Origin of the sequence: Streptomyces sp. NPDC101151, from assembly GCF_044768335.1 — a bacterium.
GTDB lineage: Bacteria > Actinomycetota > Actinomycetes > Streptomycetales > Streptomycetaceae > Streptomyces.
Genome location: NZ_JBIWPP010000044.1, coordinates 22,206 through 40,390, shown reverse-complemented (window position 1 = coordinate 40,390; position 18,185 = coordinate 22,206). Strand labels below are relative to the sequence as shown.

Genomic DNA, 18,185 nt, shown 5'->3' with positions numbered 1-18,185 from the left:
AGAGCCCCGGTCATCGCCCGGCGGACGGCTCCCGCCCAGGCAGGGCGGCCGCGGCGGACGCTCCGTCAACTGCCCGAGTCCGCACCGCTGTCGGGCACGGACGGCCCGGTCGGGGTGGCGAGGCCGCCCGTCTCCCGCTGCGCGGTCTACTTGGCCGGCCGCATCCCCAGCGGCCCGCCGATCTCCTCGGCCATGACCTTGCCCGCCTCGAACTCCAGGGTCTCGTCGCCCATGGCGTCCTGGTCGGTGTCGAGGCCGTCGAGTTCTTCCAGGGGCTGGTTGAGGCGGACGTGCGCGACCAGGGACTGGAGGGCGCGGAGGGTGGCGGAGGCGGTGCCGCCCCAGTTGGAGAAGTAGGAGAACTGCCACCACCACAGGGCCTCGGTGGTGCGGCCCGCACGGTAGTGGGCCATGCCGTGGCGCAGGTCGGTGATGACGTCGGCGAGGTCGTCGGAGATACGGGCCGGGACCGGGGCCTTGCGGGGCTCGTAGGGGTCGAAGACCTCGGAGTAGATGTCGATGGGCTCGAGCATGCGCGCGAGGTTCTCGCGCAGTTCGTCGACGTCCGCCTCGGGGCCGAGGTCGGGCTCGTAGCGCTCGTCGGGGACGATGTCCTCGTGGGCGCCCAGGCGGCCGCCGGCCAGCAGGAGCTGGGAGACCTCCAGGAGAAGGAAGGGGACGGCCGAGTCGGGTTCGTCGCCCTTCGCCACCTCCATGACGGCCACCAGGAAGCTCTCGATCTGATCCGCGATCTGAACCGCGAAGTCGTCCGGGTCGTGACCGGTCGCGTGCAGCGTGGCGTCAGACATCTAGGAGTCGTCTCCCCTCGAAGGCGCGGCCGAGGGTGACCTCGTCCGCGTATTCCAGGTCGCCGCCCACCGGGAGGCCGCTGGCCAGGCGGGTGACCTTCAGGCCCATGGGTTTGATCATGCGGGCGAGGTACGTGGCCGTCGCCTCGCCTTCGAGATTGGGGTCCGTGGCCAGGATCAGTTCGGTGACCGTGCCGTCCGCGAGGCGGGTCAGGAGTTCCCTTATGCGGAGGTCGTCCGGGCCCACGCCGTCGATCGGGCTGATCGCGCCGCCCAGGACGTGGTAGCGGCCGCGGAACTCACGGGTCCGCTCGATCGCCACGACGTCCTTCGGCTCCTCGACCACGCAGATGACCGTGGCGTCCCGGCGCGGGTCGCGGCAGATGTTGCACAGCTCTTCCTGTGCCACGTTGCCGCAGGTCGCGCAGAAGCGGACCTTCGCCTTCACTTCCAGGAGCGCCTGCGCGAGCCGCTTCACGTCCGTGGGCTCCGCCTGCAGGATGTGGAAGGCGATCCGCTGCGCGCTCTTGGGACCGACGCCGGGCAGCCGCCCCAGCTCGTCGATGAGGTCCTGGACCACGCCTTCGTACAACGGACTGCCCTTCCTGGAGACCTTTCGGTACGTACGGTAGTTGGCTGCCGCCTGTCCTTGGAAGGCGGCGGGGGTGTCGTGCAGGTGGCGAACACCAAAACGGTCAGAAGATCAGAACGGCAGGCCGGGGATGCCGCTGCCGCCGCCCAGGCCCTGTGCAAGCGGGCCCAGCTTCTGCTGCTGGAGGGTCTGCGCGTTCTCGTTGGCCGCGTGTACGGCCGCCACGATCAGATCGGCGAGGGTCTCGGTGTCCTCCGGGTCCACCGCGGCCGGGTCGATCTTCAGGGCGCGCAGCTCACCGGCGCCGGTGACCGTGGCCCGCACCAGGCCGCCGCCTGCCTGCCCGTCGACCTCCGTGTTCGCCAGTTCCTCCTGCGCCTGCTGCAGGTCCTGCTGCATCTTCTGGGCCTGCTGGAGCAACTGCTGCATGTTGGGCTGGCCACCACCGGGGATCACGATCAGCTCCTGGTTCTTCGTCCGCTCCGCTGCTTTCCGTTGTGCATGAGCCTACGTGGTCTACGCGGCCATCGCCCCGCCACTCTTTCGAGTGAGAACAGTGACTGCCCTATACCTGATCAAGACCCTCTTCCGGGCGGAAAAGCCGGGAAAGCTACGTCTGGGCCACCCATTGGGCGGTAGGAAGGTTGCCGCGCGTCGGCATGGAATATCACGCAGTGTGACCGGTCGTCTTCAGTGCCGTGTTCAGTGCCGTGTTCGGTGTCGTGTTCGGTGTCGTGTTCAGTAGGGAGTGCCGGGTGGGTCAGCCGGAGATGCAGCCCGAGGGTCCGCCTCAGGACGGGCGGGGCGAGGGTGCGGCCGGGCTGCGGCCGGGCGATCTGACCGGGCGGGCGTTTCCGCTCGGGGACTGGGGGGAGCCCGCCGAGCGGCTCGACGAGCTGTACCGGTGGGTGGAGCGGGGAGCACTGGAGACCGCGGCCTGGTATCTCGCGGACCGGATGTGGAAGCGCCGGGGGGCGCGGGCGCTGCGGGCCGGGGCGGCGACGGGAGCGGTCTGCGGGGCCGCGCTGCCGTTGCTGGATCTGACCGGGGTGGTCGGCGGGGTGGCGCCCTGGGGGTATCTGGCGCTGATGCTCGCGGTCGCGTGCATCGCGGTCGACCGGTTCTTCGGGGTCACGTCCGGATGGATAAGGGATGTGGCGACCGCGCAGGCCGTGCAGCGGCGGTTGCAGGCGTTGCAGTTCGACTGGGCGTCGGAGAGCGTGCGGGAGGTGCTGGGGCCGGCGGAAGGGACGGCCAGCGAGGCCGCCGAGCGGTGTCTGGGGGTGCTGCGGCGGTTCTCGGAGGACGTGATGGAGCTGGTGCGCACGGAGACGACCGACTGGATGGTGGAGTTCCGGACCGGGTCGGCACCACTCGGCATTCAGGCGGCGGTGGCTTCCGGGGCCCGGGCGGAGTCCGGTGGGCCCGTGGGAAGGTTCCCGCTGCCGCCGGCGAACGGCACCCGCCCGAACATGCCTCGCCAGCGTCCGCCGGAGCCACGCTAGTGCCGCGGCAGGCAGCGTTCGCCCGTCGAGGAGCGGCGTCCGGTGCGTGCTCCGGGGGCCCCGGCCGGAGGCCGAGGGAGTGCCGGCCGGAAGTCCTCGTACCGGACGTACTCGGGCTTTCGCCCGGTGCGGCGAGTGGGGGTACCCCCGCTGGGGGAACGTGCCGGGCGTCGCGACGGGGCGAACGCCGCCTGCCGCGGCACTAGGACCTGTCCGGGGTTACGCGCACAGCTTCATGCCCTCCGGGGTCCAGCAAGGGACATGGCCGTGCGTGCGGATGATGTCCTGGCCGTTCCCCCGGGACAGGTAGGTGAGGAAGCTCGAGGCCAGGGAGTCCGCGGGGGGTCGGCCGTAGGTGTAGGCGTACTCGATCTCGCGGTACGGGTAGGCGCTGTGGCCGTGTTCGATGGCGTCCACCGACGGGGCCTCGGTGTCCAGGGTCAGGACGTGGAGGCCTTTGGCCCGGGTGGCCAGGTTGAGTTCGCTGTAGCCGATCGCGCCGGGAAGCCGGGCCACCTGGGTCAGCACCTGGTCGGTGGAGTCGAGTTCGCAGCGTGTCACCGGTGCCGTCGCGTCGTCCTTGTGGACGCAGTCGACGGAGGAGTTCGCCATCTCGCCCCGGCCCAGCACCCGCCGCTGGAAGACCTGCCGGGTACCGGAGTTGGCGTCCCGGCTCACCAGATGCACGGGGAGTGAACGGCCGCCCAGCCGGCGCCAGTCGGTGATCTCACCCTGGTACAGGCGTCGTACGTCCGCGGTCGAGAGGTTCTTCACGCCCACGTCGTCGTTCACGACCAGCGCGAAGACCGACAACGCGATCCGGTTCTCGCGGAGTTCGGGCAGATCGGCCGGCTTGGGGCCGTCGGACAGGGCGATCAGCGACGGTGCGCCCTTTCCCTTCGCCCGGGCGCCGCTTGCCGCCAACTCCCTTATGCCTGCGGTCGATCCATGCGGGTCGACCGTGATGGCGGAGCCCGCGCAGTCCGCCTCGTACTTCCGGGCCACCTCCCGCATCACCGGCTCGAACGCCGTCGACCCCGTGACGGTGAGCGTGCCCGTCTCACAGCCGATCGGCGGCGGCGTGTCGTCGCGGGCCACGACGATCGCCGCCAGGGTCACCACGCACACCGTGAGCATGATGGTGATGAGCCGGGACGCGCGGCTGAACAGCGGCGGCTTGTCGTCGGGCGTGGCGCTGCGGTTGGGATGGACCTCGCCCTCCCTGATCCCGCCGACGATCCGGATCTCCCGGCCAACGTCCCCGCCGGACAGCAGCACCAGCAGCTTGAAGTGGTCTCCCCTGTTCAGCGGGACGCGCGGGATGCGCAGGGCGTTGCCCACGTAGCCGAAGCCGCGCGCCGCGGTGAAGTGGTCCATCAGGTGGTCGGTCTCGGTCGGCTGGGTGACCGAGACGCCGCGGACGGTGCGGTCGGTGAACACCGCGGTCAGGCCGTGGAGTTCGGGGCTGGTGTAGTCGTCGCGGTCGATGCCCTGCGAGCCGTCGTTCTCGATGCGGAGCAGGACGAGGGTGGCGTCGGACATGTCCGGCGCCTCGTCGAACAGCCCGAGCCGGCGGTTGGCCCGGCCCGAGCGGACGTCGTCGCCTATGGGGTTGTCCATCTGCACGCGGTAGCCGACGCGCTTGCGGCGCGGCACCCGGCGCTCGTACCAGACCATGCCCGCGGACGCGACGATGCCCAGCACCGCCGTGCCGACGGCCACGATGTTCTCCGTACTCAGCCACTCCATGTGGGTGCCCCCGCCACTCCCCGGAGTCGGATGGTGGGGTCACCGTACGCGCGAAGAAGGGGATGGAAGGGACGCGTTCACCGAAGTTCGCCGAACGTTCAACGACCCCAGGGGGAACGGGAGTTCATCTCACTGCTTGGTGTACGTCAGGCTCTCCCCGCCGCTCTTCTTCGCTCGCTTCAGCCGGCCGTCGGACAGCAGTGTGATCTCGGTGGCCTCGCCCGGCGAGCAGGAGGAGAGCGGCTCACCCGAGGTCACCGTGGACGGCCCGATCTGCAACGGCCCGTTGCTGCCCGGCTGTTCGCTCAGGGTCGCCGCGAAGACGCAGTGGTACGTGCCGCCGCCGTCGGTGGGACCGTCCGCGACGAGCGTGAGGACGGTGTCGCCGACCTTGCCCTGCTGGACGGTCAGTCGGCGGGTGTTCGATCCGCTCGCGTTGTCGATCGTGGTCTCCCAGGTGCCGAGGTAGGCGTCCGGGATCGCGCCGTCCGTGGCTGCGGAGGAGCTCGGTGCCGACGTCGTCGGCGTGGACGGCTGGGAGGCGCCGCCGCCCGGTGAGGTCGTGGCGCTGGTCGGCGCGGGGCTGACCGTGCCGTCGGCGGTGTCGTCGCCGCCGCGCTTCATCAGCGCGTAGACCGAGCCGCCGGCGCCCAGCGCGACGACCAGCGCGATCACGACGAGCAGGGCGGTGGAGCGGCCGTTTCTGCGCTCGGGTTGCGGAGCGCCGACCGGTGGTGGGCCGTAGGGCGGGGTGGAGCCGAATGCGCCGCCGTAGGGGTTGTACGGCTGCTGGGGGTAGGGGTGCTGCTGGGGGTAGCCGTAGGGGTGGGGTGCCGCGGGGTGGGGTGCCGCGGGGTGGGGTGCCGCGTAGGGGGGCGGGGCGGGCGGTGGGGTCTGCCCGGCGACGACGGTCGGGAGGTGATTGACCGGCGGCGCGGGAATGTCGTCGGCGGCGGACGCGTGCTCCGCCCCGGGGCGCTGCTGATGGATCCAGGCGGGCGGCTGTGCCGGGGGTGCGGGTGTGCTCTCGGGTGCGGGCGTCCGGGCGGGGACCCGGCCCTCGGCCGGGTTCGGGTTCGGATTCGGGTTCCCGACCGCACCGGCCGCGCCGCTTTCGTGGCCCGGTACGGGTGTCCCCTGCGGGGCGGAGTCGCCGTCGGCGGCTGCCGGCCGAGGTGTACCCGGTGTCGACTCCGGGTCCTCCGCCTCCAGCAGCTGCACGGCGTGCCGGCCCAGCTGGGCCACCAACGCCCCCGGCAGCCACGGATCCCGGGACCGGCCCCCGGAGACCGTGTCCTCGGCCCCCGTCCGCTCCAGTATCCGTTCCAGCGAAGGCCGCGCGGCGGGATCCTTCTTCAGGCAGTCCCGGACCAGGTCCGCGATGCCCTCCGGCACCCCCTCCAGGTCCGGCTCCTCCTGGGCGATCCGGAACATCAGGGCGTGCACCCCGCTGTTCGCGCCCCCGAAGGGCAGCACACCGGTCGCCGCGTAGGCGAGCACGGACCCGAGGCAGAAGACGTCGCACGCGGGCGTGATCCGGTCTCCCCGCACCTGCTCCGGCGCCATGAACCCGGGCGACCCCACCAACGACCCGGTGCGGGTCAGCCCGTCCCCGGCCAGCGTCTCCATCGCCCGCGCGATCCCGAAGTCGATCACCCGCGGCCCGTCGATGGTCACCAGCACATTGGACGGCTTCAGATCCCGGTGCACGATCCCGGCCGCGTGGATGTCCTTCAGCGCGTGCGCGAGCCCCGCCGCGAGGATCCGTACCGACCGCTCGGGCAGCGCCCCGTGATCACGTCCGACGACCTGCTGCAGGCTGGGCCCGGCGACGTACCCGGTGGCCACCCAGGGCACCGCGGCCTCGGTGTCCGCGTCCAGCACGGGTGCGGTCCAGTACCCGCCGACCCGCTGCGCGGCCTGCACCTCCTGCCGGAACCGCGCCCGGAACTCCTCCTGCTCGGCCAGCTCCTCGCGGACCAGCTTCACGGCGACGGTACGGCCCCGGTCCGACCGGGCCAGGAACACCTGCCCCATACCGCCCGCGCCGAGCCGCGCCAGCAGCCGGTACGCGCCGATCCTCTGCGGATCCCCCGGCCCCAGCTTCTCCATCCCGCGCCGCCTTCCCCCCATAGGTCTGCAACGGACCGAGAATAGTGCGGTCGTACGGGGAGCCGCGCGGACCGGGGTCTACGGTTCCGTAACAGCGTGCCGGGTACCGGAAGGCCACCCCCCTTCGACAACCTGTCGCGGAATCCCCCCGCCCAGGGAACAAGACGCCGATGTCGCGTCCGCATCCCGGACATTTACGCTCGCCCGCATGACCCCTCAGCCCAACCCCGAAGCCGGCGCCGCAGTGAAGGCCGCGGACCGTGCGCACGTCTTCCACTCCTGGTCGGCCCAGGACCTCATCGACCCGCTCGCCGTCGCCGGCGCCGAGGGGTCCTACTTCTGGGACTACGACGGCAACCGGTACCTGGACTTCACCAGCGGGCTCGTCTTCACCAACATCGGCTACCAGCACCCCAAGGTCGTCGCCGCGATCCAGGAGCAGGCCGCGACGATGACGACGTTCGCGCCCGCGTTCGCCGTACAGGCGCGCTCGGAGGCGGCCCGGCTGATCGCCGAGCGGACCCCCGGCGACCTCGACAAGATCTTCTTCACCAACGGCGGCGCGGACGCCGTCGAGCACGCGGTGCGCATGGCCCGGCTGCACACGGGCCGCCCGAAGGTGCTCTCGGCGTACCGCTCGTACCACGGCGGCACCCAGCAGGCGGTGAACATCACCGGTGACCCGCGCCGCTGGGCCTCCGACAGCGGCAGCGCCGGTGTCGTCCGCTTCTGGGCACCGTTCCTCTACCGCTCCCGCTTCTACGCCGAGACCGAGGAGCAGGAGAGCGCGCGAGCCCTGGAGCACCTGGAGACGACGATCGCCTTCGAGGGGCCGGGAACGGTCGCGGCGATCATCCTGGAGACCGTCCCCGGCACCGCCGGGATCATGCTCCCGCCGCCGGGCTATCTGGCCGGGGTCCGGGAGATCTGCGACAAGTACGGGATCGTGTTCATCCTGGACGAGGTCATGGCCGGGTTCGGGCGGACCGGTGAGTGGTTCGCGGCCGACCTGTTCGGCGTCGTCCCGGACCTGATGACCTTCGCCAAGGGCGTGAACTCCGGATACGTGCCGCTCGGTGGTGTCGCCATCTCGGAGAAGATCGCCGAGACCTTCGGCAAGCGGCCCTACCCGGGCGGGCTCACCTACTCCGGGCATCCACTGGCCTGCGCCGCCGCCGTCGCCACGATCAACGTGATGGAGGAGGAGGGTGTCGTCCAGAACGCCAAGCGGCTCGGCGAGAGCGTCGTCGGCCCCGGCCTCGCCGAGCTGGCCGAGCGGCACCCGAGCGTCGGCGAGGTCCGCGGCACCGGCATGTTCTGGGCGCTGGAACTGGTGAAGAGCCGGGAGACCCGGGAGCCGCTGGTGCCGTACAACGCGGCCGGCGAGGCGAACGCCCCGATGGCCGCGTTCGCGGCCGCCGCCAAGCAGCACGGTCTGTGGCCCTTCGTGAACATGAACCGCACCCATGTGGTGCCGCCGTGCAACGCGACGGAGGCCGAGCTGAAGGAGGGCCTCGCGGCACTGGACGCGGCCCTGAGCGTGGCCGACGAACACACGGTGTAGCCGAACGGCAGCTGCCGCCGGGGGAACCCGAACGCGTAAGGTGGCGTGCTCGTAAGTGATGGCGAGTACGTGCGAGTACGTCACCCATACGTGTGAGGAGAGGCCCGGACGATGCCCGGCAACGGCACCGTGACGCGCAGCACCCTGCGCCAGCAGATCGCGGACGCGCTGCGTGACGAGGTGCTGGCAGGGCGCCTCATGCCGGGCCGGTCGTTCACGGTCAAGGAGATCGCCGACCAGTACGGCGTCTCGGCGACCCCGGTCCGCGAGGCGCTGGTCGACCTGTCCGCGCAGGGCATCCTGGAGGCCGACCAGCACCGCGGCTTCCGTGTCCCCGACTACTCCCTGGCCGACTACCGGGGCATGATCGAGGCCCGCAGCCTGGTCACCGACGGCATGTTCCAGGCCCTCACCGCCGGCCATCCGGCCTTCACCAACGCCGAGGACCCCCGGACGGCGGCGGCCCTGGCGGCGGTACGCCGGCGCGGCGAGGAGGCGCAGCGGGCCGCGGCGGCCGGTGACCTCACCGTACTGATCGGCTACGACCTCAGGTTCTGGCGCGAGCTGAGCGGCCTGTTCGGCAACCCCTACCTGGCGGACTTCCTGCACCGGCTGCGGGTGCAGTCCTGGGTGTGCGCGGTCCAGCACCTGCGCCACCTGCCCGACGTACGCGGCCGCCTGTGGGCCGGGCACACCGACCTGGTCGACGCCCTGGCCCGCCGCGAGGCGGACACCGCCCGCGCGATCGTCGCCGCCGCCAACGCCCACTCCCTGGCCCTGGTCGAACGTCTGGCAGCGGAATGACCGACCCCACACGGACAAACCACCCGGCCCCCACCCCGACGGAACCGCCCCACCCGGCGGAGTCCCACACCGGCCACCCCACGGAACCGCCCCACCCGGCGGAGGCCCGCATGGGCCACCCCACCGAGCGGCCCCTCCCACCACAGGCCCGCACCGGCCACCCCACCGAGCGGCCCCACCCGGCGGAGGCCCGCACGGGCCGCCCCACCGAGCGGCCCCACCCGGCGGAGGCCCGCACCGGCCACCCCACCGAGCCGTCCCGCTCGGCGCACGGCGCCCCCGGTGTCTCCGTCCCCCGCCCGCCGGCCGCCGACGGCGGGTCCGCCCCACAGGGGCCACCCGCACCCGGCCGCGAAAGCCGCACGGGTGGTGCGGGTGGGACCGGAATCCCCGCCGAAGGCGAAGCCGGGACGGTCGACCTCTCCGTCGTCGTCCCCGCCTACAACGAAGAGGACCGCCTGGGCCCCACCCTGGAGGCCATCACCGGCTACCTCACGGAGCACGAGGGCACCTGGGAGGTGATCGTCGCCGACGACGGCTCTACCGACGGCACCCGCGAGGTCCCCGCACTGAGCCACCCGCACGTACGCCTGGTCACCAGCCCGAGGAACCGCGGCAAGGGCCACGCCCTGCGCCTCGGAGTCGCCCTCTCCCGCGGGCGCCGGCTGCTGATCACCGACGCCGACCTCTCCGCCCCCATCGAGGAACTGCAACGGCTGGACAAGGCGCTCAGCGAGGGGCACGCCGCCGCGATCGCCTCCCGCTCGGTACCCGGCGCCGAGATAGCCGACCGGCAGCACCGCGCCCGCGAGCTGCTGGGCCGCGCCGGGAACTTCCTGATACGCCGGACCGCCGTCCCCGGGATCCGGGACACCCAGTGCGGCTTCAAGCTGTTCGAGGGCGACCGCGCCCGCGAGGCCTTCGGCGCCGCCCGCCTGGACGGCTGGGGCATCGACGTGGAGGTGCTGCACCACTTCCACCGCGCGGGCTGGCCGGTCGCCGAGGTCCCGGTCCGCTGGAGCCACCGGCCCGGCTCCAAGGTCGGCCCGCTCGACTACGTCCGCGTCCTGGCCGACCTCGCCCGCATCAGGGCCCGCACCCTGCGCCCCGCCGACCTGCTCGCCACCGTCCTCTTCCTCGTCATGTCGGTGGCCGTGTACTCGGGCCGCTTCTTCGACCCCTCCCACCGCTATCTGACCGACTCCATGCAGGACCAGAACCAGTGGGAGTGGTTCTTCGCGGTCACCGCCGACAACGTCGCCCATCTGCGCAACCCGCTCTTCACCGACCTCCAGGGCTTCCCCGACGGCGTCAATCTGATGGCCAACACGGTCATGCTGGGCCTGTCGGTGCCCTTCACCCCGGTCACGCTGCTGTTCGGGCCGGCCGTCGCCCTCAGCCTGTGCATGACGCTGGGCCTCGCCGCGACCGCGGCCGCCTGGTACCGGCTGATCGTGAGACGGGTCGCGGGGCGAAGGACCGCGGCCTTCGTCGGGGCGTCCCTCGCGGCCTTCGCGCCGCCGATGGTCAGCCATGCCAACGCGCACCCCAACTTCGTGATCCTCTTCATGATCCCGCTGATCATCGACCGTGCCCTGCGGCTGACCACGGGCACCCGGGTGGTCCGGGACGGGGTCGCGCTCGGCCTGATGGCGGCCTACCAGGTCTTCCTCGGCGAGGAGCCGCTGCTGCTCGCGTCGATCGGGATGCTCCTGTTCGCCGCCGCCTACGGGGCCGTGCGCCGGGATGTGGCGCGGGCGGCCTGGCGGCCGCTGGTGACGGGCCTGTCGACCGGCGCGGCGGTCTGCCTGCCCCTGGTGGGGTTCGCGCTGTACTGGCAGTTCGCCGGCCCGCAGAGCTACCAGGGCATTCTGCACGGCGACAACGCGGGCAACAGCCCCCTGTCCCTGCTCGCCTTCGCCGAACGCTCCCTGATCGCGGGCGACGCGCAGATCGCCGGCCCGCTGTCCCTGAACCCGACCGAGCAGAACGCCTTCTACGGCTGGCCGCTGGTCGCCGTCGCCTTCGCGATCGTCGTACGGCTGTGGGAACACGCCCTGGTGAAGGCGCTGGCGTTCACCGCGGTGGCCGCCGCGGTCCTCTCCCTCGGCCCGAAGATCCGCGTCCCGCTCACCGACCTCGTCTACCCCGGGCCGTGGGCCCTGCTCGCCCACAAGCCCCTGTTCGAGTCGGTCATCGAGGGCCGTGTGGCGATGATCTGCGCGCCCGCGCTCGGCATGCTCCTCGCGCTCGCCGTCGACCGCGCGATGGCCTCGCGCAGCCCGGTCACCGCATACCTGGGCCTGCTGGGCGTGGCCCTCGCGCTGCTCCCGCTGATCCCGGCCCCGCTGAAGTCCACGGACCGGGTCGCGGTGCCGGCGTTCATCACGGACGGGACGTGGAAGTCCTACGTCCACGACGGCGAGACCCTGGTCCCGGTGCCGCTGCCCGACCCGGGCGCCGCCGAGGCCCTGCACTGGCAGACGGCGGCCCACCTGGGCTTCAAGCTGCCCGGCGGCTACTTCAACGGCCCCTGGGGCGACGACCGCATCGGCATCTACGGCGCCGCCCCGCGCTACACCTCCAACATGCTCCGGGACGTCCGCTACACCGGCGTCGTCCCGGTGATCGGCAAGCAGTGGCGGGCACAGGCCAGGTCCGATTTCGCCTACTGGAAGGCGGGCGTCCTGGTGCTGGTCCCGCAGCCCAACGACGGCGCCCTGCGCACCACCCTGAAGAAGCTGACCGGGCAGGACGGGAAGTGGACCGGCGGGGTCTGGGTATGGGACCTGCACAGGGGGAGCTGAGCCTGCGCCGCACCGACTACCCTTCCCTGACCACCTGCTGCTGTGCGTGAACGCGCCTGCCGATGCGAGGAGCTCTCTTTGGCCTGTGACCTGTGGCTGGTACCGCTCGTCGACGTCTTGTGCCACACCCCGGACAACCCGTTCGCCGAGGAACTCGCGCACTACAACAACGCGCTGGCCGCGGCCGGGCTCCCACCGGTGCCGGTGTACCAGTACATGCCGGGCCTGTCCGGCGACGTCGCCCCGGTGGCCGGCTTCGACTACGACGCGCTGCACTTCCTGCGCCGGGCCTACGTGCTCCAGGTGTGCGGGCTGCCGGTGACACCCGTGGACGAACTCGGCGGCGACTACGAGCAACTGCTGGAGATGTTCGAGTCGACGGCCCAGCAGTCCCATCTGGTCTGGCACTACGACCACGCGGGCGCGTATGTCCCCGTCGATTTCCCGCACCCGCTGTCCAATGACGAACTCCTCGCGGGCGGCGGCCCGTTGGGATCCTCTCAGGCCCTGCTCAGGGAACTGGAATTCGTGGCACCGACGATCGGCATCGACCCGGCCAACCCCCCGGCGGCGCCGGCACCGCCGTCGGCCCCCACCGAACTGGAGGAGCCCGCGGTACCGGCGCCGTACGACCCCAGCCCCTTCGCCCGCGAGCGCCATGTGTGGCTCGGCCTGCATGCGGCGGCGACGCGGTCCCTGGCGCAGGGATCGATGATCGTGTTCAGCTGAGAGCGCGGTGTATCCGCCCGCGTGAACCATCGGGCCCGGTGCCACGTCGTTCCGGTGCGGGGCCCGCACCCGGTGGCGCTGTGCGAGGGGGAGCAGCGGACCGATGACGGGTGAAGTGATCGGTGTCGGGCTTTGCGTGTGTGCGGGCCTGCTGTGTCTGTGGGGCGGTGTGCGGGAGGTGCGGCTGCAGGCGCGGCTGCGTCGGTACGGCGTTCACGCCGAGGGGGTGGTGGTGGACCAGGAGCAGGCGCCGTCGGACGATTTCCTGACGCCTGTGATCGAGTTCACCGACCGGCAGGGCCGGCCCGTCGGGTTCCGGCCCGTGGCGACGGGGACGGGCCTGGGGCTGGACCTCGGGGCCCATGTGCCGGTCGTCCATCTGCCCGAACAACCGGAGAGCGCAAGGGTGTTCATCCGGAGGCACCGCCGATCCCGGATCGTCGGCCCGCTTACCGGAGGCGTGCTCTTCCTCGGTACCGCGGTGCCGGCCACGCTCGCCCGATGATCTCGTTCTTGTTCCTCGTTCATCACGCAAGCCGACACCTCCGACGGGCGACTCCTGCCGGCCGGCCGACGCCGCCCCTGCCCCCCTTCCCGCCGGCTCAGAACACCGGCGTCCCGTCCTGCGTCAGCTTCCAGTCGGTGGACCCGAAGTCCGCCGGGTCGAGGCTCTTCTTCGCGGTCACGTAGTCGATCATCAGCTGCCGGATCTCGTTGGTCGAGCTGTAGGCGATCTCCGCGGAGGCGATGTGCGGGTACCCCGAGCCGCCGTTCGCCCGGTAGTTGTTGACCGCCACGACGAAGACCTGGCCGGCGGCGACCGGGGCGCCGTTGTAGGTGAGGTTCTTGATCCGGGAGCCCTCGGCCTGCGCGATGTCGATCTCGTAGGAGACGCCCGCCGCCGTGTCGTACATGTAGTCCCAGAAGTTGTTGGCGTTGGTGAGGGTCGCGGTGTCGACCTTCGTGCCGGCCGGGACCTGGTGGTAGTACTTCGCCCCGTACTCCAGGTAGTCCTTGAGCTGGGCGCCGGTCAGCTTCTTGCCGTACAGGGTGTTGTCGTAGATGTAGAGCCCGGCGATGTCCTTGATGGTCACGCTGCCCTTGGGGATGTCTGCCGTGCGGCTGAAGGGAGCCGCCACCGAGATCAGCGGGAGTGCCGCGTCCGCCGTCGACAGGCCCGCCTTCACCGTGTCCGTCTGGACCTTGTGGATGAAGTCCATGATCGGCACGTCCTTCCAGCAGGACTCCGCCGCCGAGAGGTCCTCGGTGCAGGTGCCGACCGCGGTGTTGACGTACTTCACGACCAGCTCGTGGTCGGCCTGCAGGAGCTTCTTGATCTCCGGGTCCTCGTCCACCGTGTTGGGGTTGAGGGTCTGTGCCGTCTTGCCCGTGACCTTCCACCGGCCGTGGTGCAGTTCCAGCTCGAAGTCGAAGACGCTCAGCCGGAAACCCCAGCAGTACGGCTCGGAGAGCAGGACCTCTTCGCCGGTCTCCGCGTTCTTCACCGTGTACGACGGGACTTCGACATGGGTGTGGCCGACGAGGATCGCGTCGATGCCGGGCACCTGCTCGGCGACGAGGTTGGAGGCGTTCTCCACGTACGGCAGCGCGTCGCCGTAGGAGGAGGAGCCGTCCAGGCCGGAGTGGTCGGTCAGGAAGACGACGTCACAGCCGAGCGCGCGCAGCCGGGGCACGTACTTCTTCGCCTGCTCGACCAGCCCGGGGAAGACCATCTTCCCGCTGACGTTGTCCTTGTCCCACAGCGCGATACCGGGGTTGGTCAGGCCCAGGATGCCGACCTTGATGTCCGGGGCGCCCGGCACACAGATCCGCTTCACGGTGTACGGGTGGAAGGCCGGGCGCAGGGTCTTCGCGTCGAGTGCGTTCGCGCCGAGCAGCGGGAAGCGGCACTGGCTCTCGAACTTCCGCAGGACCTCGATGCCGTAGTTGAACTCGTGGTTGCCGAGGGCCGCGGCGTCGTAGCGCATGTGGTTCATGGCGACGGCCATCGGGTGCTTGGGGCCGCGCTTGCCGTCGGTGCCCGTGATCGGGTCGACGCGGGCGAAGTAGTAGGCCAGGGAGGTGCCCTGGATGATGTCGCCGGCGTCGACAAGCAGGACGTGGTCCTCGCCCTTCGCCGCGCGCTGCTGCTTGATGAGGGTGGCCACCCGGGCCACGCCCGCGGAGTTGCCCGCCTTGTCGGTGTAGGGGGCGTCCAGGTAGTAGTCCCAGTCGAAGACGTGGCTGTGCAGGTCGGTGGTGCCCAGGATGGAGAACGACCAGGTGCGCGGCGTCTTTTCGGTCCGGTGAGCGGCTTCCGCGGCCTCCGCGGTGCCGGTGCCGACCGCTCCCGCGGCGGCGACGGCGGCACCGGTGACGGCCGACTTCTGCAGGAAGGTACGGCGGTTGAGCGGCTGGGCGGGCATGACTGGCTCCCGAGAGGCTGGAGTTGACGCGAGCAGGGGGGCGTACCGTGCGGGGGCTACCCGCGTAGATCGTGCTCGCGCCCGCCGGTGGCGGGAACCAGGAACAGGCCATGTCCCGGTCAAAGATGGGTCAGCCCGCCGCCGGCGGTTCGTCGGCGACGGGCGGAATCCAGGAACAGGCCAGGGAGCCGCCGATCAGGCCGGCGAACACTCCGAGGAACAGGCCGCCGAGGTTCGCGACCGGGAGGGAGGCGAGGGCGAGCAGGAGGGTGGTGATCCCGGCGAACAGGCGGAGGTGGGGCTGGTACCAGAGGGTGAGCCCCAGGGTGATGAGCAGGACTCCGATGATCAGGGACCCGGCACCGGGGGTGGTCGACATGGCCAGCGGAACGGCGCCCATGTCCAGGTTCACATACGGCCAGTACAGGATGGGCAGCCCCGCCGCCGAGGTGAAGAGCCCGGCCCAGAAGGGGCGTTCACCACGCCAGGCGCGGAACCTGCGGCGGACGTGCGCCGCTGTGCGGCGGATGCGGGGGCGTTCGGCAGGTTCGGCGGGTCCGTCCGGCCCCGGGGTCAGAAGCATTCGTGGTGGCCCTGCTCGATCCGCACGCGCAGGCCGGGGACGTTGAACGTACCGGCAGTGAGCGCGACCGCGGTCAGGCGCACGTCGGTCAGGCTGACCGACGTGGCCTGCTGCCCGAAGCCGCTGGGGTCGAAGAAGCGCGAGTCCCTGTCGCCCGGATTGATCGGCCCCTTGGTGATCTCCCCCTGCGCGATACCCATGTCGAAGTTCCTGAAGTCCGCCTCCCCGGCCGACTGGAACGTCGTGTCGAGGAACAGGTTCGACGCCTCGACCGGGCGTTCGTCTCCGCCGGTGATCCTCAGTGTCTGCGGGCCCAGCACCGGGACGTCGACCAGTACGGACTGGCACAGCCCGCTGATCGTCGAATGCCGGGATCCGACGACCTGGACGGGCACGAGCTTGCCGTCTTTGGTCACGTCCACCATGCCGTAGCTGCTGAGGCCGCGAGAGGTCAGGGTGTCCGCGGTGACCTGGAATCTCTTGCCGGAGATGAGGAACGACGCTGCCAGTGCTCCCTGCCCCATGCCGATGCCGAGGGCTGTGCAGGCCACGACAGCGGGGACCAGAACCACCGCGAAGCGTCGCCAGCGGGTCCTGCCGACGCGGCGCGCCATCCCGGCTCCTTCGGTCATGGAGGGGATCTACCCATAACCCGTCAAGGCTGGCATTTCCCCTCGTCCAGTGACGGATCCTAGGCTTCCGGCCGCGGCTACCGGCTGCACGCCGGGCCCGCCGTACGGGTGACGCCACTGCTGCTGGGCACTTCGGGGGACAGGCTGCGTCGAGGCGGCCGGTGAACCGGCTCAGGGCCGGCCGATGAGTCTTATCTCCGGCGGCCACAGCACCCCGCTCGCCATCAGCAGCGAAGGCCCCAGATGGACCGGGCACACCCGCAGCGGCGGCTTGTTGTGCCGGGCGATCTCGAAGACGGCGGGGTCGGAGCAGTCCGTGCCGTCGGCCTGGGCTCCTTCCCCGCCGTACGGTCCCCGGCACCACGCGCTCCGGTGGACGGTCATACTCCGATTGTGCACCTCGCGCAACGGGAGACCGCCCGCCGGTCACACCCCGGAGGGCGGACCGGCGGGCGGCCGGAAGGACGCGGCGGGAGCGGTGCCCGCGGCCTACAGGAACGAGTTGATCTCGATCGTCTCGTCCCGGCCCGGGCCCACGCCGATCGCGGAGATCGGGGCACCGGACATCTCCTCCAGCGCCTTGACGTAGTTCTGGGCGTTCTTGGGGAGGTCGGAGAAGGACTTCGCCTTGGTGATGTCCTCGGACCAGCCCGGCAGGGTCTCGTAGACCGGCTTCGCGTGGTGGAAGTCGGTCTGCGAGTACGGCAGCTCCTCGACGCGCTTGCCGTCGATCTCGTACGCCACACAGACCGGGATCTCCTCCCAGCCGGTGAGCACGTCCAGCTTGGTGAGGAAGAAGTCGGTCAGGCCGTTCACGCGGGTCGCGTAGCGGGCGATGACCGCGTCGAACCAGCCGCAGCGGCGGTCACGGCCGGTGGTGACGCCCCGCTCGCCGCCGATGCGGCGCAGCGCCTCGCCGTCCTCGTCGAACAGCTCGGTCGGGAACGGACCCGCGCCGACCCGGGTCGTGTAGGCCTTGAGGATGCCGATGACCCGGCTGATCTTCGTCGGGCCCACGCCGGCCCCGGTGCAGGCACCGCCCGCGGTCGGGTTCGAGGAGGTGACGAAGGGGTACGTGCCGTGGTCGATGTCGAGGAGGGTGCCCTGACCGCCCTCGAACAGGACGACCTTGTCGTCCTCCAGCGCCTGGTTGAGGATCAGCACGGTGTCGGCGACGAACGGCTTGATCTGCTCGGCGTAGCCCAGCAGCTCCTCGACCACCTGGTCGGCGGTGATCGCGCGCCGGTTGTACAGCTTGGTGAGGACCTGGTTCTTGACGTCGAGGGCCGCTTCGACCTTCTGCAGCAGGATCGACTCGTCGTACAGGTCCTGCACACGGATGCCCACGCGGTTGATCTTGTCCGCGTAGGTCGGGCCGATGCCGCGGCCGGTGGTGCCGATCTTGCGCTTGCCGAGGAAGCGTTCCGTCACCTTGTCGACGGTCACGTTGTACGGCGTGATGATGTGCGCGTTGCCGCTGATCAGGAGCTTGGACGTGTCTACGCCACGCTCGTTCAGACCGCTCAGCTCGGAGAGCAGGACCGACGGGTCGACGACGACACCGTTGCCGATGACCGGCGTACAGCCGGGCGAGAGGATTCCGGAAGGGAGAAGGTGGAGTGCGTACTTCTGGTCGCCGACGACCACCGTGTGGCCGGCGTTGTTGCCGCCCTGGTAGCGAACGACATAGTCCACCGAGCCACCGAGCAGGTCGGTCGCCTTCCCCTTGCCTTCGTCACCCCACTGAGCACCGAGCAGCACAAGTGCGGGCACGCGCGTACACCCCTTCCGGGCGGGGCATGTCCAAGGTCGGGGGCTTGGGCGTAAGGTTCACCGCCGCGTACCACCGCGACCGCCTTTGGTCGCACAACCG

General features: G+C 71.0%; 16 protein-coding genes. 6 read left to right on the top strand and 10 right to left on the bottom strand.

Features of this window, described 5'->3' with window-relative positions; all coding sequences use genetic code 11:
• Positions 1-146: 146 nt before the first annotated feature.
• From ACIRU3_RS41365 to ACIRU3_RS41355, 3 genes are all read right to left on the bottom strand, one after another.
• Positions 147-809, bottom strand: coding sequence for a DUF5063 domain-containing protein (locus ACIRU3_RS41365; RefSeq protein ID WP_404068301.1), 663 nt, complete (start codon positions 807-809; stop codon positions 147-149).
• On the bottom strand, positions 802-1,401 hold the full coding sequence (recR, locus tag ACIRU3_RS41360; protein ID WP_404068299.1) for a recombination mediator RecR: 600 nt from the start codon (positions 1,399-1,401) through the stop codon (positions 802-804). The genes ACIRU3_RS41365 and recR overlap by 8 nt, the downstream gene beginning before the upstream one ends.
• 111 nt (positions 1,402-1,512) lie before the next feature.
• Positions 1,513-1,857 (bottom strand): YbaB/EbfC family nucleoid-associated protein, encoded by a 345-nt coding sequence (locus ACIRU3_RS41355; RefSeq protein WP_404068296.1) that lies wholly within the window; start codon positions 1,855-1,857, stop codon positions 1,513-1,515.
• A 299-nt stretch (positions 1,858-2,156) separates the two neighbouring features.
• Between ACIRU3_RS41355 and ACIRU3_RS41350 the strand changes: the two genes are divergently transcribed.
• Positions 2,157-2,906: an SLATT domain-containing protein gene (locus tag ACIRU3_RS41350; RefSeq protein WP_404068294.1), complete on the top strand. Its 750-nt coding sequence runs from the start codon at positions 2,157-2,159 to the stop codon at positions 2,904-2,906.
• A gap of 219 nt (positions 2,907-3,125) precedes the next feature.
• Here the strand turns inward: ACIRU3_RS41350 and ACIRU3_RS41345 are convergent, their stop codons facing one another.
• Together ACIRU3_RS41345 and ACIRU3_RS41340 are read right to left on the bottom strand one after the other, a co-directional pair.
• Positions 3,126-4,655, bottom strand: a complete 1,530-nt coding sequence (locus ACIRU3_RS41345) for a substrate-binding domain-containing protein (protein WP_404068291.1) — start codon at positions 4,653-4,655, stop codon at positions 3,126-3,128.
• A 129-nt stretch (positions 4,656-4,784) separates the two neighbouring features.
• The gene (locus ACIRU3_RS41340; protein WP_404068289.1) at positions 4,785-6,767 is read right to left on the bottom strand and encodes a serine/threonine-protein kinase; all 1,983 of its coding nucleotides are present in this window, start codon (positions 6,765-6,767) and stop codon (positions 4,785-4,787) included.
• A 208-nt stretch (positions 6,768-6,975) separates the two neighbouring features.
• Here ACIRU3_RS41340 and ACIRU3_RS41335 point away from each other — a divergent pair, with 208 nt between their 5' ends.
• The 5 genes from ACIRU3_RS41335 (at position 6,976) to ACIRU3_RS41315 (ending at position 13,176) form a co-directional block, all read left to right on the top strand.
• On the top strand, positions 6,976-8,331 hold the full coding sequence (locus ACIRU3_RS41335; protein ID WP_404068286.1) for an aspartate aminotransferase family protein: 1,356 nt from the start codon (positions 6,976-6,978) through the stop codon (positions 8,329-8,331).
• Between the two features lie 111 nt (positions 8,332-8,442).
• On the top strand, positions 8,443-9,135 hold the full coding sequence (locus ACIRU3_RS41330; RefSeq protein ID WP_404068284.1) for a GntR family transcriptional regulator: 693 nt from the start codon (positions 8,443-8,445) through the stop codon (positions 9,133-9,135).
• 110 nt (positions 9,136-9,245) lie between these two features.
• Entirely contained in the window at positions 9,246-11,942 is a 2,697-nt protein-coding gene (locus ACIRU3_RS41325) for a glycosyltransferase (RefSeq protein WP_404068281.1), read from the top strand.
• Between the two features lie 78 nt (positions 11,943-12,020).
• A complete protein-coding gene (locus ACIRU3_RS41320) occupies positions 12,021-12,671 on the top strand; it encodes a hypothetical protein (RefSeq protein ID WP_404068278.1) in 651 nt (216 codons plus the stop codon).
• Positions 12,672-12,774: 103 nt separating this feature from the next.
• A complete protein-coding gene (locus tag ACIRU3_RS41315) occupies positions 12,775-13,176 on the top strand; it encodes a DUF3592 domain-containing protein (protein WP_404068275.1) in 402 nt (133 codons plus the stop codon).
• A 97-nt stretch (positions 13,177-13,273) separates the two neighbouring features.
• Here ACIRU3_RS41315 and ACIRU3_RS41310 read toward each other — a convergent pair whose 3' ends face one another.
• The 5 genes from ACIRU3_RS41310 to ACIRU3_RS41290 form a co-directional block, all read right to left on the bottom strand.
• Positions 13,274-15,097, bottom strand: coding sequence for a bifunctional metallophosphatase/5'-nucleotidase (locus ACIRU3_RS41310; RefSeq protein WP_404068272.1), 1,824 nt, complete (start codon positions 15,095-15,097; stop codon positions 13,274-13,276).
• Between the two features lie 130 nt (positions 15,098-15,227).
• Positions 15,228-15,680, bottom strand: a complete 453-nt coding sequence (locus ACIRU3_RS41305; protein WP_404068269.1) for a DUF6114 domain-containing protein — start codon at positions 15,678-15,680, stop codon at positions 15,228-15,230.
• Positions 15,671-16,312, bottom strand: coding sequence for a DUF6230 family protein (locus ACIRU3_RS41300; RefSeq protein WP_404068266.1), 642 nt, complete (start codon positions 16,310-16,312; stop codon positions 15,671-15,673). The genes ACIRU3_RS41305 and ACIRU3_RS41300 overlap by 10 nt, the downstream gene beginning before the upstream one ends.
• 171 nt (positions 16,313-16,483) lie before the next feature.
• Positions 16,484-16,696, bottom strand: a complete 213-nt coding sequence (locus tag ACIRU3_RS41295) for a hypothetical protein (RefSeq protein WP_404068264.1) — start codon at positions 16,694-16,696, stop codon at positions 16,484-16,486.
• Positions 16,697-16,801: 105 nt separating this feature from the next.
• Positions 16,802-18,085, bottom strand: coding sequence for an adenylosuccinate synthase (locus tag ACIRU3_RS41290; RefSeq protein WP_404068261.1), 1,284 nt, complete (start codon positions 18,083-18,085; stop codon positions 16,802-16,804).
• Between the last annotated feature and the right edge of the window lie 100 nt (positions 18,086-18,185).

Excerpts from the sequence above, each read along its gene's own strand:
- ACIRU3_RS41365 (WP_404068301.1), bottom strand. The coding sequence starts at position 809 with ATGTCTGACGCCACGCTGCACGCGACCGGTCACGACCCGGACGACTTC.
- ACIRU3_RS41345 (WP_404068291.1), bottom strand. The coding sequence starts at position 4,655 with ATGGAGTGGCTGAGTACGGAGAACATCGTGGCCGTCGGCACGGCGGTG.
- ACIRU3_RS41340 (WP_404068289.1), bottom strand. The coding sequence starts at position 6,767 with ATGGAGAAGCTGGGGCCGGGGGATCCGCAGAGGATCGGCGCGTACCGG.
- ACIRU3_RS41335 (WP_404068286.1), top strand. The coding sequence starts at position 6,976 with ATGACCCCTCAGCCCAACCCCGAAGCCGGCGCCGCAGTGAAGGCCGCG.
- ACIRU3_RS41330 (WP_404068284.1), top strand. The coding sequence starts at position 8,443 with ATGCCCGGCAACGGCACCGTGACGCGCAGCACCCTGCGCCAGCAGATC.
- ACIRU3_RS41325 (WP_404068281.1), top strand. The coding sequence starts at position 9,246 with ATGGGCCACCCCACCGAGCGGCCCCTCCCACCACAGGCCCGCACCGGC.
- ACIRU3_RS41315 (WP_404068275.1), top strand. The coding sequence starts at position 12,775 with ATGACGGGTGAAGTGATCGGTGTCGGGCTTTGCGTGTGTGCGGGCCTG.
- ACIRU3_RS41310 (WP_404068272.1), bottom strand. The coding sequence starts at position 15,097 with ATGCCCGCCCAGCCGCTCAACCGCCGTACCTTCCTGCAGAAGTCGGCC.
- ACIRU3_RS41305 (WP_404068269.1), bottom strand. The coding sequence starts at position 15,680 with ATGCTTCTGACCCCGGGGCCGGACGGACCCGCCGAACCTGCCGAACGC.
- ACIRU3_RS41300 (WP_404068266.1), bottom strand. The coding sequence starts at position 16,312 with ATGACCGAAGGAGCCGGGATGGCGCGCCGCGTCGGCAGGACCCGCTGG.
- ACIRU3_RS41295 (WP_404068264.1), bottom strand. The coding sequence starts at position 16,696 with ATGACCGTCCACCGGAGCGCGTGGTGCCGGGGACCGTACGGCGGGGAA.